Raw genomic sequence first — 15504 nt, forward strand, 5'->3', positions numbered from 1 at the left:
GCCGGGCGGCTGGAGCGTTGAGTGCTGGGTATTTGCGGAATCAGACTGCCTGATTCCGCAAATACCCAGCACTCAACATCTCAGTCTCGCGGTCGGTGACCCGGGCGGCGGGCCGCGTAGAGGCGGTTGCCCTCCGGTCCCGTCCACTCCAGGCGGACGACGCCGGCCGACGCCGCCTCGCCGACCCGCGACGGGTCGGCCCAGAATCCGGCGGCCGGGTTCCGGAAGAACGTGGCCCACGGCCGGCCGTGGTGGTCGAGGAAGAAGTTGTTGTGCCCCGCACCCACCCCCGCCGTCCAGCGTTCCGAGTACGGTCCCTCGAACCGGTCGGCGACGGCGACGACGGCGTCGTACTGGTACTGCACCCGACCGGCGCCCGGGGTGTCGTAGGCGTTCCGCGTGGTCCCGTCCGGGTTGGTCGACGTGCGGTCCCACGCCGCGTGGAGCAGGAAGTACTTGCCGCCGTGCTTGAACACGTAGGCGCCCTCCAGGTACGGCTCGGGCGCGTACGGCGTCTGCTGGAAGAGCGGCAGGTCCGTCGTCGGGACGATGTCCTCCATGTCGTCCCGGAACGGGGCGTACAGGTGGTTGTGCAGCACCAGCCAGGCGTCGTCGTCCTCGGTGTAGATGCTGCCGTCGATGTGGTGGTACGCGCCGGGCGCGATGAACGACGGCCCGCCGATGAACGAGTCCCCGAACGGCTTGTCGACATTGCCCTCGGCGAGCCGGTACGGGCCCTCGGGTCCGCCCTCGCTGATCAGCAGGAACGAGCCGACCTTCGTGGAGTGGTCGCCCATGCAGGCCACGATGTACCAGGTGCCGCGGAAGTAGTGCACCTCCGGCGCCCAGGCGTTGCCGCGCTTGCCGAACTGGCCGTGGTCGTCCCAGTACTCCTGCCACGGCGCGACGACGGTACGGCCCGGCCGGTTCTCGCCCACGAACTCGGGCGACCAGACCTTGCCCTTCTCGGCGTCGGGCCGGATGCCCGTCGTGTCCGCGAGGCGCCAGGGGCCGCGCAGCGACGGGGCCAGCCACAGGAAGATGCCGTCGTTCCACGGACCGGCCGCCGGGAGTCCGGGAACCCGCGTCGTGCCCGTGGCGACGTAGACCGGCTTGCCGTCCACGACGAAGCAGTTGACGTAAGTGTCACGGATCCAGACGCGGCCGAGCTCCTCGTCCCGGGGGCGGAGCTCAAGCGGCAGGACGAACGAGTTGTCGTCGCGCGGCCAGAGATCCTGCCGGGTGTCCGCGAGGCCATACGGCTCGGGGTCGGGCCAGTTCGCGGGGTAGCGGCCCCCGGGGCCGCCGGGCCCACCAGGTCCTCCGCCGGGACCGCCTGGCCCACGGCCTGGTGTCGCGGCGGCCGTGGCAGGCAGGGCCAGGCCCGCCACCAGGGAGCCGGCGACCCCGGCGGCACCCGCCAGAAGCGACCGCCGGTCGACAGGAAATCCGTTCGCTGGATCTGTCACGGGCACACCCTCCGTTCCTCGTGCGGCGCCGTCGCCGCGCGTCCGGACGCGACGCTAACCGGCGGAATTCCGCCGCTCAAGACGTGACAGAAAGGCTCGACACGCGCGTCATTCGTCACTTGGGCCGCGCGGTCCCGCACCACCCGGCCGTGCAGCCGTGCAGCCGTGCAGCCGTGCAGCCGTGCAGCCGTGCAGCCGTGCAGCCGTGCAGCCGTGCAGCCGTGCAGCCGTGCAGCCGTGCAGCCGTGCAGCCGTGCAGCCGTGCAGCCGTGCAGCCGTGCAGCCGTGCAGCCGTGCAGCCGTGCAGCCGTGATGATCATGCGACCCGACGGGCAGGTGATGGTCAGCGGCCGCCGCCGGCGGTGTGCCGGCCTGGTCGTCGGACTCAGCAGGGTTCCGTCCGAACCCGCGCTCGGCTTGCAACGCCCCCGTCCGGCCGTGGCGGTCATGCAGCCACAGCCGGCGGCGTGCCGGCCTGGTCGTCGAACCCGCCGCTGTCCGGTGCGGATTCGATCGCTTCCGGTAGGCAGATGTTGTGGCCGCGCGCGTCGGTGAACGCCCACCCCGTCTCCACCAGCGCCCCGGCCGTGGTGCTCGTGGTGGGTTTACCGGCCCAGGCCATGGCGATACCCCGGGTATCGACGAGCTGGTGATGGAACCAGCACACCAACGCACTGTTGCTCACGGACGTGGCACCACCCTGGGCCCAGTGCGTCACCGCGTGATGCACCTCGCACCGCGACGGCGGCTGATCACACCCCGGGAACACACAATGCCCGTCCCGTGCGATCACCGCACGACGCATCTGCCCCGAGACCGTCCGCTGCGCCCGACCCACATCTACCACCGCACCATCCGGCCCGAACACCACCCGGGTGACCGCACTGTCACACGCCAACCGCCGCAACAACCCCCGCGGCACCCGACCACCCGACTCCGAAAACACCCCACCACCAGACGACAACAACCCCGCGCCACCAGCACCAGATGATCCCGCGGCCCCCGCGGATCCCGCCGGAACGGTCGGGACCTCTGCACCGGGACCGGCACCGGATCCACCAGCCGCCAATGTGCTGGGCTGACCCACCATGCCCGGCAGGTTAGACCCACCAGCAGCACCCGCAGCACCCGCAGCACCCGCAGCAGACGATCCTGCGGTCTGCGCCGGTCCGTCTGGGTTGGTCGGGGTGCCCGCACCTGCCGCGCCGCCAGGCAGTGCAGCCCCGGACCGTCGGCTACTCCCCCGGGCCGGCCGTCCGGGGGCGGTCTGGCCGCAGGTCAGGCAGGAGCCGTCGCGGGTGCGGGTGACCTGGGTGACCAGCTCCGACCAGGACACCGTCACGTTCAGGTGCGGGAGGATCGACGCGCCCGGGGAGGCCTGGTTGGTGTCCAGGACCAGACGCGCGACATCGGCCAGGCCCTGCGCCCGACGCTGACCAGCCGACCGGTCGTCGCCCGCCGCTGGGGCGCCCAAGAGCGAGGTGATCGCCGTGGAGAGCAAGAGCCCGTGCTCGTCGGTGAGGAACCCGGCCACGTGGTAGCCGCCCAGCGTCTTGGACACGTCCAGGAACTCACCGGCGGCGGCCTTGTCGTCGTCGAGGTCGTCGGTGTCGGGGTCGGTGACCGTCGCGAACCGGCGGGCCACGATCCGGAACTGGTCCGCGTTCAACACCCCCGCCTCGTGTAGGACCAGGCCCTCACCCGTGACCAAGGTTCCCTCGCTGATCGCGGTCTGCAGGACCTGCGTGATCTGGTCGCGGGTCAGGGTGCCGTCCGGGTCGTCTTGCGGGTCCGGCAGGTCGACCGCGACCGTGTGCACGAACGCCTCCGGGGTCGTCGGCTCACCGGTGCGGGTGTCGATCAACCACGCCAGGGCGTCTTCTCGGGTCTCGCTGGTGGGCGCGACCTCCGTCATCACCCGGGCGTGATCCACCCCCACGGCGCCATTCACCAGGCGCTCACGTGTGGCGGGCAGCGCGGTCGCCAGGCGGCGGGCCGTGGTCACGTCCTTACGGGCCGTGGACGCCGAGACGCCCTCGCGCAGCCGGAGCCAGGACGCGAAGGTGCGGGTCATGCCGCCGGAGCGCCAGGAACCGTCGTCCTCGATCCGCGGCAGCACCGTCAACCGCACCCCGTCCAGCCGGCCCGTCACCCGACGAATCCGGGAATGCGCGTCCACCAACCGGCCCACCGACGGGGACTCCCACCCCTGCAGCACCTTCGGGGTGAGCAGACCCGCCAGCTCACCGACCACGGCCTCGACCCGGGCCAGCACACCCTCCAACGAACCCACACCCACACCCACGGCACCGCCACCAGCACCAGCACCAGCACCAGCACCAGCACCAGCACCACCCGCACCAGTCGGGGGCACCTCTCCCGGACCCGTCCCGTTGTTTGACTCCATCGATGCCACCCCCTGTCCTCACTGTTCGCCTGACACCATTGTCTCGAACATTCATACGCATCGCGAGGCGCATTTGAAATCTGTGGATAACCCTTCGCGAGGCTCAGAAGGGCTTACGGTTGCTCGGGAGGCACACCTCAGAGGCCTCGTCGCACCTCAGCAGAGAAGGGGTTGGTCTCGGTGATGACACGCTCAGACTCAGCCTGCCCCCGTGCAGCGTCACGGCAGCACGCCGCGATCACTGCAGTTGCCGGGGCAACGCGATCGTCAACGCGCCGCGCGCAGCGGGACGCCCCCGTTGACCTGCGGCGACGAGGATCATCGGCCGCGAGCGCCTGCCACGGCCAGGAACGAAGCGCCGCGCCGTCGGGCTCAGACAGCCGGCGTCGCGCTCCCGCGCAGGATCGACGCCATCTTCTTGCCGCGGGCCAGCTCGTCGACGAGCTTGTCCATGTAGCGGATCTGCTGCATCAGCGGATCCTCGATGTCCTCGACCCGGTAGCCACAGATGACGCCCTTGATGAGGGACACGTTCGGGTTCATCGCGGGGGCCTGCGCGAAGAAGGTCTCCAGGTCGACCTCGCTGTCGATGACCTGGCGCAGCCCTGCGTCGTCGTAGCCCGTGAGCCAGGTGATGACCTGGTCCAGCTCGGCCGTGGTGTGGCCCTTTCGCTCCACCTTCTGCACGTAGAGCGGGTAGATGCTGGCGAAGCTCATCGCGAAGATCCGGTGGCGTGCCATGTCCCGACCTTAGCCGAAGCCTCTGGCATCACCCCAGGACCGCTAGCCGAGCTCGATGACGATCCCCGTCAGATCGTGCAGCACGCTCGCCGTCCCGGCCGCGACTGCCTCGCGCGCACGACCGGGCGTGACCGCGTTCGCGTGGGCGGGGTCGTTGCCCAGTGCAGTTCCCCGGAACTCCGCGCCCGGCCAGACGACGGCGGTCACGTTGTGGGTCGGCTCCGGGAGCTGCGCGCCGACCACCAGGAAGTCGGTCTCCAGGTACTGGGCGGTGATCAGGGAGAACACGTCCACGACGCCGTCGCCGACGCCGACCACGAGGTCCGGCGCGGCCGCCACGGCCTCGTCGATACGCTGCTCGACCTCGTCGTGGTCGCGGGCGGGCAGCACGGTCAGGTCCGCCCCGTGCTCCGCTGCGTAGTGCTCCACCGCGGCCGTCAGAGTCGCGGTCGTGGGGTCGTCGCCCGGAGCGATGACGACCATCGAGTACTCGGCGGGCGCAGCGACGTCGTCCCAGGTGCCTGGCGTGGGGCGCACCGTCACCTCGGGCGCGGGCTGGTGACTGGACCCGACGAACCGCGCGGCGAAACCGGTCAAGGGCTCTGGGCTGGCGGCTCCGTCCGGGGAACCATCCGGCCCCGTCGCACCGCACGCGGCGAGTGTGAAGGCGACGCCGGCTGCGGCCAGGCCTGCGAACAGAGCGCGGCGGACGCCCGACACCGGGCGCCTCATGGTGCGACCGCCCCGGACGGCGTCGGCCCGGCCTGTGTCGGCTCGGCCTGGTTCGGCTCAGCCTCCGCCAACCCAGCCTTGCCCGACTCAGCTTCGTTTAGCTCGGCTTCGCTCGACTCGGCCCTGCTGGGCTCAGCCTGCGCCAACTCAGCCGCCGCCCCGGCGCCGTCCGGGGTAGCGCCGGCGCCAGTTCCGGCAGCCTCGCGCTCCGCGAGCGCCTTCGCGACCGCGGCCTGCACGCGGGCGTCCTCGCGCTGCCCGCGCGTCCGACGGCGGTGCACGATGAGGAAGACGCCGCCGACCAGCAGCACCGCGACGGCGATCAGCAGCCACGGAACGGCCCAGCCCGACGTGTGGGCCTCGACGGGAGCGACGCCGGGAGTCGCGCCCGCGACGTCGGGTAACTGCGCGACGAGCCGGATGTCGGCGCCGAGCCAGAACAGCGGCACCACGCCTTCGACCGGCACCGACACGGGCCAGGACTCGCCCGGCAGGAGCTCGGGCAGGCCGTCGGCGGTGCCCTGCGCGGCGAGCCAGCCGAACGGGCCGGCGACGCTCACCTCCTGGTCGGCGGCCAGGCGCACGTTGCCGTCGTTGCGAACCATGTACGTGACGGTCGCGTCCCCGGCACCGAACGGGTTGAGGGTCTGGTGATACTCGACGTCGGCGTCGGTCACGGTGAGGCTCGGTTCGAGGTCGCCGGCCACGCGCAGGTACACGCGGATGCCGGAGCGGGTCTCGTAGTCGAGCCCGGCCTCGTCGGCGGTCACGGTGCGGGAGGTCAGGATGGCTCCGGCGTAGTCGCCGGGCGTGGCGTCGTCGGGCACCTGGAGCGTGAAGGGGATGTCGGCGCTCTTGCCGGGTGCGAGGCGCACCTGGCCGACGGCGGGGTCGAGCCAGGCGCCGACGTTCACCGAACCCGTCTCGTCGGAGGCTGCTTCGTCAGAGGCTGCCCCGTCGGAACTCGCATCGTCGGAACCTGCTTCGTCAGCGGCGGCGTTCCCGTCGTCACGCGTCAGGACGTCGAGCTGACCCGTGGTCGTCGTGTAGCCGTCGGCGGCGTAGACGTCGAGCATGAGCGTGCCTTCGCCGTGGTTGGTGACGATGAGCTCGTCGGACACCTTGGCGCCCGGGTCCACGGTGTAGCGGAAGTTCTCCCGTTCGGTCCCCTGCTCGTTGGTCGCGGTGCGTACGCCCCAGGTCACGTCGTCGGTGGGCGCGGCGGCGGACACGGCGGCAGGCACTGCTGCAGGCGGGGCGGCAGGCACGGCGGCGGGCACGACCATCGGTGCGGCAGCCTGTGCAGCGGCGGCCGACGGGCCGGCGACCGCGGTGCCAAGGGTGACGACCAAAGCTGCGAGCACGGCTGAGCAGCGAGCGGCACGGCGCGTGGTCGTGCGGACGACGGACACGGACATGGGACTTCCTTCGATGGTGCGGTACGAGAAAACTGGGGGGTGCGAGAGACCGCGGTACTTGCGTCAGGCCCCGGGCAGACGACGCTCCTCGTGAGAGCGCCGCCCGCCCGACGCCGACCCCTGCCTGGCCGACCAGGTGCCGGGCCGCCGGCAGGCCGGCCCAGCACCCGGTCAGCGCAGGATCAGCTCAGCGCGGTCAGCGTGAGCGTCGCCCGGTAGGTCCCGTCGGTGACGTCGACGGGGATCTTCAGGTCGAGGTCGGCGCCGAAGAGCGCCGAGCCCGTGGTGTGGCCGGCCCCGGCGCGGCCGAGGGTCGCGGACTGGGACAGACCCGGTCCGCCGTCGAACCCGGTCGCGATCTTGGCGCCGGCGACGGAGCCGCCGCCCGCCTCGATCACGTCGGGGGTCCAGCCGAGGTACTTGCCGGAGAACGACTGGTCACCGGAGGTGAAGTCGCCCACCTGCGCGGAGAGCGACCACTGCGGGCCGCCGCGGCGCGTGTCGGTCACCCGGATCGGGTTGATCGAACCGTCGGCGGCGTAGTGGTCGCCGGCGGCCTCGGCGGTACCGAGGTCGACCAGCGTGTTGGCGCCGTCGATGCTCCAGACGAACTCGCCTGGGGCGCCCTGGGGCACCACGACCTGGAGCTTCTGGGTGTTCGGGTCGACCGGCTTGGCGATGGTCACCTGGTCCACGACCGAGTTCACGGGGCGGTCGGCGTCCTTGGCCTCGGAGCGGATGGTCCGCACCGAGATGGCGTCGTCGGCCACCTCCACCGCCGTGTAGTTGCGCACGTTCTCCTGGTTGAAGGCGGAGAGCCACCAGGAGCCGGCCGCGTTCGCCGAGTAGTACTTCGAGCCGGACGCCGAGTTGGCCGTCACGTACAGCACGCCTCCGGGGCCCGGGGTGAGGATGTCGGCGCCCGCCTCCTCGGCGGGGTCGGCCTTCTCGCCGTTGCGGATCAGGTACGAGCGGGCGTAGCTGTGGTCGTGGCCCTGCAGCACCAGGTCGATGCCGAGCTCGGAGAAGAGCGTGGGCCACGTGTTGCGGCGGTCGATCACGTCGCTGTCGGTGGCGTGCGGGCCCACCGAGTAGATCGAGTGGTGGAACGACACGACCTTCCACTTGGCCTCGTCCCCGTGCTCCGCGACGGTCTCGCGCACGAACCGCTCGTGCGAGGCGTAGTCGCGGCTGTTGGAGTTGAGGTTGAGGAACAGCACGTCGTTGTAGACGAACCAGTAGTCGCCGCCCGAGCTGCTGCCCGAGCCGGGGCCCGCCGTTTCGTCGAGGTTCGGCGTGTTGAAGTGCTGGCGGTACGCCTTGTTGCCGACGTCGTGGTTTCCGTTGGTCGCCACGAACGGGATCTGGCGCAGGTGGTCGGTCGACAGGAAGGCGTCGTACTGCGCCTCGCTGCTCGCCGACTCGACCTGGTCACCGGCCGAGAAGAGCATCTCGGCGTCCGGGTAGGCGGCGGTGGCGACGTCGAGCGTGTCGACCCAGCCCTCGGTGTCGCGCGGCACGTTGCCGGACGAGCCGAGCTGCGGGTCGCCGAAGAACAGGAAGTTGAAGTCGCCGTCGAACGCCTGCGTGCGGAAGGTCGAGACCGCCGACCAGGCGCCCTCGGCGCCGGCCGCACCCTCGGTACCGACCCGATAGGAGTACGCGGTGTTCTCCTCCAGCCCGGTGAACGTCGCGTGGCGGTAGAACTCACCGCTCGACGACGGGCCACCCGTGGCGGCCACGCTGACGGCGTCGTCCGGGAAGACCCCGTTCACGACCTCGCCCGCGGGCGCGATCTGGGCGACCTGCTCGGTGTCCTGGTCGGAGTACCAGGCGAGGTTGCGCTCGGCCTGGTTGGCCCCGATGCCGAGCACGAGGTCGGTCACCGTGGTGGTGGGCTCCTCCTCCGGCACCTCGACCGGGACCAGCGACGCGAGGTCGAGGTACACGTCGGAGCTGCTCGCCCGGTCGTTGTAGAGGCCGATCGCCAGGGTGTTCACGCCGGGCTCGAGCACGTCGGCCGGCACGCTGAACTTCTGGTTGACCGGGTTGCCGGCGCTGGCGCCGGCGTAGGTCAGGTTCTTCTGCGCGTCGGGGACGGCCTCGACGCGCTCGTCGACGAAGCCGGCCACCTTGGTGCCGTTGACGAAGACCTGCACCGCGTCGTCGAACGTCACGTCGCCGCGCAGCGACGTGATGTCGGCGAGCTGGTCGGCCGTGAGGTCGAACGTGGTGCGCAGGTGGTAGGTCGGGATCGCGACCTTGGTCGACGCCGTCGGGTCCACGTAGTGGTCGAGCACCGTGGTCACGGGGAAGCCGGAGCCGAGGTCCGGCGTCGGCGAGCCGTTCTTCGCGCCGAACGGCCCGGTGGCGTGCTTCCAGCCCGAGTCGTCGAACCCGGCCCGGGTCCAGGTGAGCCGGTCCGCGTTGCCCGCGGCCGGGTCGGTGTTGTCGTCCGAGTACGTCCAGGTGGTCGTGTCACCCAGGAACGTCTCCGGCAGGTCCGCCGCGCCCGCCGACGTCGCGGCGTAGGTCAGGCCGCCGGCGACGACGGAGACGAGCCCCACCGCCGCGACGGCTGAACGACCCCAGCCGCGCAAGGGCGCGGCCGGGCGATGGTCATTCGCTTGCATGAGTCCTCCAGTGAAGGGAGCGCCGAGCGGCGCCGAGCAGACACTTGCCCCGGGACACGAATCGGCGCCGACGGCGGGATGAGCGGCAGGTGAACATGCGGTACGACGGCGGGTGATCTTTTGGCCCGGCCGCCCCGCCACCCACGTCGTCCCAGGTCAGCCCAGCCCGAGCACCCGCTGCCCGAACCAGAACAGGCCGACGACCGTCACCCCGGCCGCGAGCACGACGCCCGTCCACAGCGCGACGCGCGGCGCCCTGCGCCGCAGCAGGATCAGCAGCGGGAAGACGAACGCGATGATGGCGAGCTGGACCGCCTCGATGCCCACGTTGAACACCAGCAGCGACCACAGCAGCGTCCAGGAGAACGGCTCGTCGATGCCGAGCGCCCCCGCGAACCCGAGCCCGTGCACCAGGCCGAAGCCGAAGACGACGGCGAGCCGGAACCAGTCGGCCCGGTCGGGTCCAGCCCGCTCCAGCCCGAGCCGTCCGGCACGCGCCGGCTCCAGCGCGCCCTCACCCCTCAGCACGCCCCCGTACGACGCCGCTCCCCGCCCCCGCCACATCCCCCACACGTGCCAGGCCGCCACCACGGCGATCGACAGCGCGATGACCGGCTCGACGACGGCGGCCGGCGCGCTGACCACACCGAGCGCGGCCAGCAGGAACGTCACCGAGTGCGCCAGCGTGAACGACGTCGCGGCGAGCACGACGTCGCGCAGGCGGCGCGAACCCACGATGAGCGCGAGCAGGAACAGCAGGTGGTCCGGGCCGAGCAGCAGGTGCTCCGCGCCCAGCACGAAGAAGTGACCCATGCGCTCGTACCAGTGCTCGACGGTCGAGAAGGACGGCGTGTGCTGGGTGAGCGCCGCGCTGCCGGCGGCGCCGTCGAGCTCGTAGTCGAGGATCGTCGTCGTGCCGGTCACGTAGCCCTCGTCATCGGCGAAGAGGGTGCTGCGCACCTCGTAGTCGACGGGCTCGCCCGGCTCGCCCCGCTCACCAGCACCACAGTCATGGTCGAGCACGACGACGGCGTACGGCACGCCCTCGCGCTCGGTGATCTCGAAACCGCCGACCTGCGCGGGCGCGCACGCGACGTCGTCGACCGTGACCTGGAAGCGGTCGGTGACGTAGCCGAGCACGGTGTCGGCGTGGGCGGCGAGCGCCGTCGGCTCCTCGCCGGTCTCCCAGAGCGCCATGCCCTCGTCGAAGAAGGCGCGGTCGTCCTGGTACTCGGCGGCGGAGACGACCAGCAGGTCGTACTCGAGGCCGAGCTCGGTGCGCACGACGCCCGGCTCGGGGGTCGCGGCGTCCGCGTAGACCGTGGAGGTGAAGCCGTGCGCGCCCGCCGGGGCGGCGAGCGTGGTGAGCACGGGAAGGGTGAGGAGGGCGAGCAGCGCGGAGGCTGCCGCGACAGTCAGGGAGCGACGCACGGGCGGCACCCTCCACCACCGGGATGAACGGTCCACGAACGCCCCGCGAACAGGGCCGGGCGAACAGGGTCGGGAGAACAGGGTCGGGAGAACAAGAGCAGCGAGCCGGGACCGGCATCCCGGTCCCGGCTCGCATCAGCCCACGCCAAGCAGCTACAACCCAAAGCAGTTACAGCGTCGGCACCAGCACCGTCATCAGCTCGCCCGAGCCCAGGTGCACCAGCGCCTTGCCCGGCGTGACCTGCGTCGAGACCGCCGACCGCGGCAGGCTGGCGCCCACGAGGTCGCCGTCGAACCGGTCCTGCGGGCTGAGCAGCGCACCGCGGCGGCTCTTCTTGACGTCGACCTGCCAGCCGGAGAACCCGCTCGCCACCTCGGAGGCGTCGCCGCCGAGGATGAGCCCGCGCCGGTTGTCGGCGGCGGTGCGCAGGTACCCGCGCAGCCAGGACTTGGCGGGGACGTCGGCGACGAGCTCGCCGTCGTCGACGACGAGCACCACGGGCTGGCCGTCGGGGGCGAGGTGCGGGATCAGGTCCTCCTCGGTGAGCTCCGTACCGGTGAGGACGGCGCGCACCCCCTCGCGGCCCTCGAGGTCGCGCAGGATGCTGGGCCGCGGCGCCAGGATGACCACCTGGGTGCCGCCGCGCAGCAGCGACTCCGTCATGACGGCCAGCATCGTGGACCGGCCCGACTTCGACGGTCCGCCCACCAGGAACGCGGGCGCGTCCCCGGCGAGGTCCATGCCGAACGCGGTCAGGTCGTCACCGCCGACGCCGAGCAGTGCCCACATCGGCTGCGCGGCCTCGGGGCCCACGTACTGGTAGGCGGCGTCGACCGTGATCGTCGAGGGCAGGTCGTCCACGCGGAACGGGCCGGTGCCGGGCACCACGTCCTCCCGCTCCCGGACCGTGGCGGCCATGACGCGGGCGGCGCTGGTCTGGGCGCGGCCCGAGGGGTCGTCGCCCAGGATCGCCACCTGCACCTCGAGCCCGCTGCCCGACCGGAACGCCCGTCCCGGCTGGATCTCCTCGGGCAGCTTCTTGTGGTCGATGCCCACCATGCCGTAGTCGAACTTGTCGGTGAGCCGCAGCACGAGCGCGTCGTCGGTCAGCACGCTCATCCGGCTGGAGAGCAGGCTGCGGTCGCCGGACACCAGGAGGTGGATGCCGGCGCTAGCGCCGTCGCGCAGGAGCTCCTGGACGATCTCGACGAGCTTGCCGCTGTCGACCTCGCCGTAGGTGCTCATGAAGCTCTCCCACCGGTCGACCAGCACGAGCACGCGCGGCAGGCGGGTGCCCGGCTCGGCGAGCTCGCGCTGCTCGGTGACGCTGGCGAAGTTGCCGGCGGCGAGCACCTGCTGGCGCCGCCCGAGCTCGGCCTGCAGGCGCGTGAGCAGGCGCTTGGCGCGCTCGGCCTGCCCGCGCTGCACGACGGCGCCCGTGTGCGGCAGCTCGTTGAGCACCGTCAGCGCGCCGTTGCCGCAGTCGATCGCGTACAGGTGCAGGTCGGCCACCGACATCTGGCTCGCCGCGGCGAACGCGCTGGTGCGCAGCACCGTCGAACGGCCGCTGCCCGGCGCGCCCACCACGTACCGGTGCCCGAAGTCGTCGAGGTCGATCACGGCGGGACCCTGGCGCTGGTCGGACGGCGAGTCCTCCAGCGCCCAGGCGAACTGCGACGGGATGCTCGGCTGCACCAGGCCGCCGAACGGAAGCAGGTCCGGCAGGGCGGGCAGCCACGGCCGGCGCGGTTCCGCCCAGCCGCCGACGCGCGCGGTCTCCCGCAGCGTGTCGACCAGCGCGGCGAGGTCGGTCTCGACGTCCTCGCGGCGCTTGACCCGCGGCCGGGCGGGCGTCGGGGCGCCGAGGTCGGTCAGGGGGATGCGGGCGACGAACGGCACCTCGACCTGCCCGACGTCGGACAGCGACAGGCGCCGTCCGCCCACGCGCGCCGACTGGAACGGGACCAGCGACGAGTGCCCGAGGCGCGCGTAGCCGCGGCCTGGCTGGGTCTTCGCGATCTCCGCGGCCTCGTTGGCGTCGATGACGTCCTTGGACTCGCTCTTGTCCGTCATCCGCAGGGCGATCCGCAGGTTCGTGTTGGCGCGGATCTCCGGGGAGATGACACCGGACGGGCGCTGCGTGGCGAGGATGAGGTGGATGCCGAGCGACCGCCCTCGCTGGGCGATGTTGACGAGGCCGGTGACGAAGTCGGGCAGCTCGCGCACCATGGACGCGAACTCGTCGATGACGATCATCAGGCGCGGCAGCGTGGGGCCCACGTACCCGCGGCCCTGCGCGTCGAGGTAGTCCTCCAGGTCCTTCGCGCCGGCGTCGGCCAGCACGTGCTCCCGGAAGGTGAGCTCAGCGCGGAGCGAGTCGAGCGCGCGCTCCACCAGGTGCGTGTCGAGGTCCGTGACCATGCCGACCGTGTGCGGAAGCTGCTCACACTGGCTGAACGCCGCGCCGCCCTTGTAGTCGACGAGCACGAAGTTCATGGTCTCCGGCGTGTTCACCACGGCGAGCGAGGCGACGACGGTCTGCAGGAACTCCGACTTTCCGGAACCGGTGGTGCCACCGACCAGCGCGTGCGGCCCGTCGCGGACCATGTCGAGCACGAACGGCCCGTCCAGGGACACGCCGACGACGGCCGCCGTGCTGCCCTTGCCGCCGCTGGAGATCATCCGCCACCGGGCGACCATCTGGTCGGCGTCGACCTCCTCGATGTCGAGCACCTCCACGAGCCGCGCCGAGTCGGGGATCAGGCCCTCGCCCTCGCTCGCGGTCACGTCATGCACGGCGGCGACGGCGCGCGCCACCGGCTCGTACCAGTCGTCGTTCACCTCGTCGACCAGGATGGTGCGCAGGTCGTCGGCGTCCTGCCGGCGCAGCGTCATGTCGCCGTCCACGCGGGCGAGCGCCACGACCGTGCACTCCTCGGGCAGCATCTGCTCGTCGCCGTCCAGGCAGACGACGCTCACTCCGACACCGGGACCGTCGCGCAGGATGGAGACGACGCCGGGCAGCGCGCGCAGGCGGCGGGCGCCGTCGAGCACCACGACGACCTGCGGGCCGGACATGACCTTGCCGCTCATCCCCTCCATCGCGGCGCGACGCTGGGTGATCAGCGAGTTCACCTCGGCGACTCGGGCGGCCAGCGTGTCCGTCGTCGTGCCGATCAGGGCGACGGCCTCCTGGCCGAACGCCGGGCGGGCGTGCGGCAGCCAGGCCGCCCACGACCAGTCCTGGACGTGCTCGGAGCTGGTCAGCAGGTAGACCTGCACGTCGCGGGGGCTCTGCAGCACGCCGAGCTGGCCCACCATCCACCGGGCCCGGCGTCGCGGCCAGTCCCCCGGGCCGGCCAGGCCGACCACGCCGGCCTCCTTGAGCGACACCGTCACCGGGACGGACCGGACGGTCGCGCGGGTCTTGCGGCGGTGCTCCGGCTCCGCGCTGTCCTCGACCTCGACGCGGCTGGTCGCGTCCGCGAGCCCGAGCCGCACCGTGAGGTGGTCGCCGTCGGTGCTGCGGCGCTCCCAGAGGCGGCGCGTCGGCGTGGTCGCGATCAGCCGCAGCTCGGCGGCGCCCGGGCTGGAGACCCGGCGCCGGTGCTGCTCGCGCCGCACGGCCTCCAGGACCTCCTCCTCCAGCGCGGCCCGCTCCTCGGCGTGCTGCTTGAGGCGCTCCTTGTGCGTGATCGTGCCGTTGCGCTTGGACATCCACCAGTTGCCCCAGCCCATCAGCGGCGAGGCCAGGGCGAACATCAGGTAGAACGGCGACTGGAACACGATCGCCATCACGATGCCCAGCACCGCGGGCATCGCCATGCCGAGCCACGGCAGCGGGTTCCGGGCGGGCGCCACCGGCTCGCTCGGCAGCCGGAAGTGCGTGGGCGGCATCGGCGGCAGCAGCCGCGGCGGCCGGTTGTAGTCCAGGTGCCCGGGCTCGGTCGCGGGCCGCAGGTCGGCGTCGGGCCGCGTGGCCGGCTGGACCGTCAGGACGCTCGGGCCGATCCGGACCTGCGTGCCCGCGGGCCACGCCTCGTCCGTCTCGCCGAGCGGCTCCTCCGACCGGTCCAGGTGGACCAGCCGGCCCGACGAGCGCGGGTCCGGCACGCGCCGCACCCGCACCGCGCCGTCCAGCCCGACGACGACGGCGATCGCGGGCAGCCCGCCCTCGCGCGGCTCGTCGACGCGCACACGGCCGTCGGGGCCCACCTGGAGGATCGACTCGCCGACGCCGAGCCGGGCGACCGCGCCGGTGCCGAGGCCGCCGGTGACGCACAGGTCGACCGGGCCGCCCGCGACGCCGTTCCCGACCCCGGGGTCGGCGAACGTGACGACGGCACCGTCCCGGATGCCCGAGTCGGCGGCCAGCACGTCGGTGTCCAGGCCGAGCGCGTCCCGGATCTGCCCGCTGACACCGTTGCCGGCGCCGGCGCCGGCGGCGTTGGAGCCGCTGGCGCCGCTGGTGCCGCCGGTGCCGTGGACCGACCGGTCCTGCACCCCGTACCCCTGGACGGCGCGGCCGTCCACGTACATCGTGCTGCCGCGCGGCGCGCCCACCTCGGCGGCCAGCCGCTCGGCCAGGTCGGCCGCCTTGGTGCGCTCGTCCAGGTCCAGGGACAGGAGCGTCTCGCGCGCGCCGTGGCGCACGGTGATCAGAGCGTGCATG

8 protein-coding genes are annotated in these 15504 nt (G+C 72.3%); all 8 read right to left on the reverse strand.

Annotation, left to right across the window (positions count from 1 at the left end; translation table 11 throughout):
• Positions 1 to 80: 80 nt before the first annotated feature.
• Entirely contained in the window at positions 81 to 1469 is a 1389-nt protein-coding gene (locus FHX71_RS14865) for a family 43 glycosylhydrolase (RefSeq protein ID WP_182617556.1), read from the reverse strand.
• Positions 1470 to 1914: 445 nt separating this feature from the next.
• Positions 1915 to 3876 carry an HNH endonuclease signature motif containing protein gene (locus FHX71_RS14870; RefSeq protein ID WP_182617559.1) on the reverse strand — a complete coding sequence of 654 codons (1962 nt, stop codon included), beginning with the start codon at positions 3874 to 3876 and terminating at the stop codon, positions 1915 to 1917.
• Between the two features lie 372 nt (positions 3877 to 4248).
• Entirely contained in the window at positions 4249 to 4617 is a 369-nt protein-coding gene (locus FHX71_RS14875; protein WP_182617562.1) for a DUF2200 domain-containing protein, read from the reverse strand.
• 42 nt (positions 4618 to 4659) lie between these two features.
• A complete protein-coding gene (locus FHX71_RS14880; RefSeq protein ID WP_246402582.1) occupies positions 4660 to 5214 on the reverse strand; it encodes a BMP family ABC transporter substrate-binding protein in 555 nt (184 codons plus the stop codon).
• 131 nt (positions 5215 to 5345) lie between these two features.
• Positions 5346 to 6767, reverse strand: a complete 1422-nt coding sequence (locus tag FHX71_RS14885; protein ID WP_182617566.1) for a COG1361 family protein — start codon at positions 6765 to 6767, stop codon at positions 5346 to 5348.
• A 182-nt stretch (positions 6768 to 6949) separates the two neighbouring features.
• Positions 6950 to 9400, reverse strand: coding sequence for a purple acid phosphatase family protein (locus tag FHX71_RS14890; protein WP_246402583.1), 2451 nt, complete (start codon positions 9398 to 9400; stop codon positions 6950 to 6952).
• 156 nt (positions 9401 to 9556) lie between these two features.
• The gene (locus tag FHX71_RS14895) at positions 9557 to 10831 is read right to left on the reverse strand and encodes a HupE/UreJ family protein (RefSeq protein WP_312877056.1); all 1275 of its coding nucleotides are present in this window, start codon (positions 10829 to 10831) and stop codon (positions 9557 to 9559) included.
• A 169-nt stretch (positions 10832 to 11000) separates the two neighbouring features.
• On the reverse strand, positions 11001 to 15503 hold the full coding sequence (locus FHX71_RS14900; RefSeq protein WP_182617587.1) for an FtsK/SpoIIIE domain-containing protein: 4503 nt from the start codon (positions 15501 to 15503) through the stop codon (positions 11001 to 11003).
• Position 15504: the final 1 nt, after the last annotated feature.

This window comes from Promicromonospora sukumoe (assembly GCF_014137995.1).
Lineage (GTDB): Bacteria > Actinomycetota > Actinomycetes > Actinomycetales > Cellulomonadaceae > Promicromonospora > Promicromonospora sukumoe.

Coding starts and splice junctions, on each gene's coding strand:
- FHX71_RS14870 (WP_182617559.1), bottom strand. CDS start 3,876: ATGGAGTCAAACAACGGGACGGGTCCGGGAGAGGTGCCCCCGACTGGT.
- FHX71_RS14875 (WP_182617562.1), bottom strand. CDS start 4,617: ATGGCACGCCACCGGATCTTCGCGATGAGCTTCGCCAGCATCTACCCG.
- FHX71_RS14885 (WP_182617566.1), bottom strand. CDS start 6,767: ATGTCCGTGTCCGTCGTCCGCACGACCACGCGCCGTGCCGCTCGCTGC.
- FHX71_RS14890 (WP_246402583.1), bottom strand. CDS start 9,400: ATGCAAGCGAATGACCATCGCCCGGCCGCGCCCTTGCGCGGCTGGGGT.
- FHX71_RS14900 (WP_182617587.1), bottom strand. CDS start 15,503: ATGCACGCTCTGATCACCGTGCGCCACGGCGCGCGCGAGACGCTCCTG.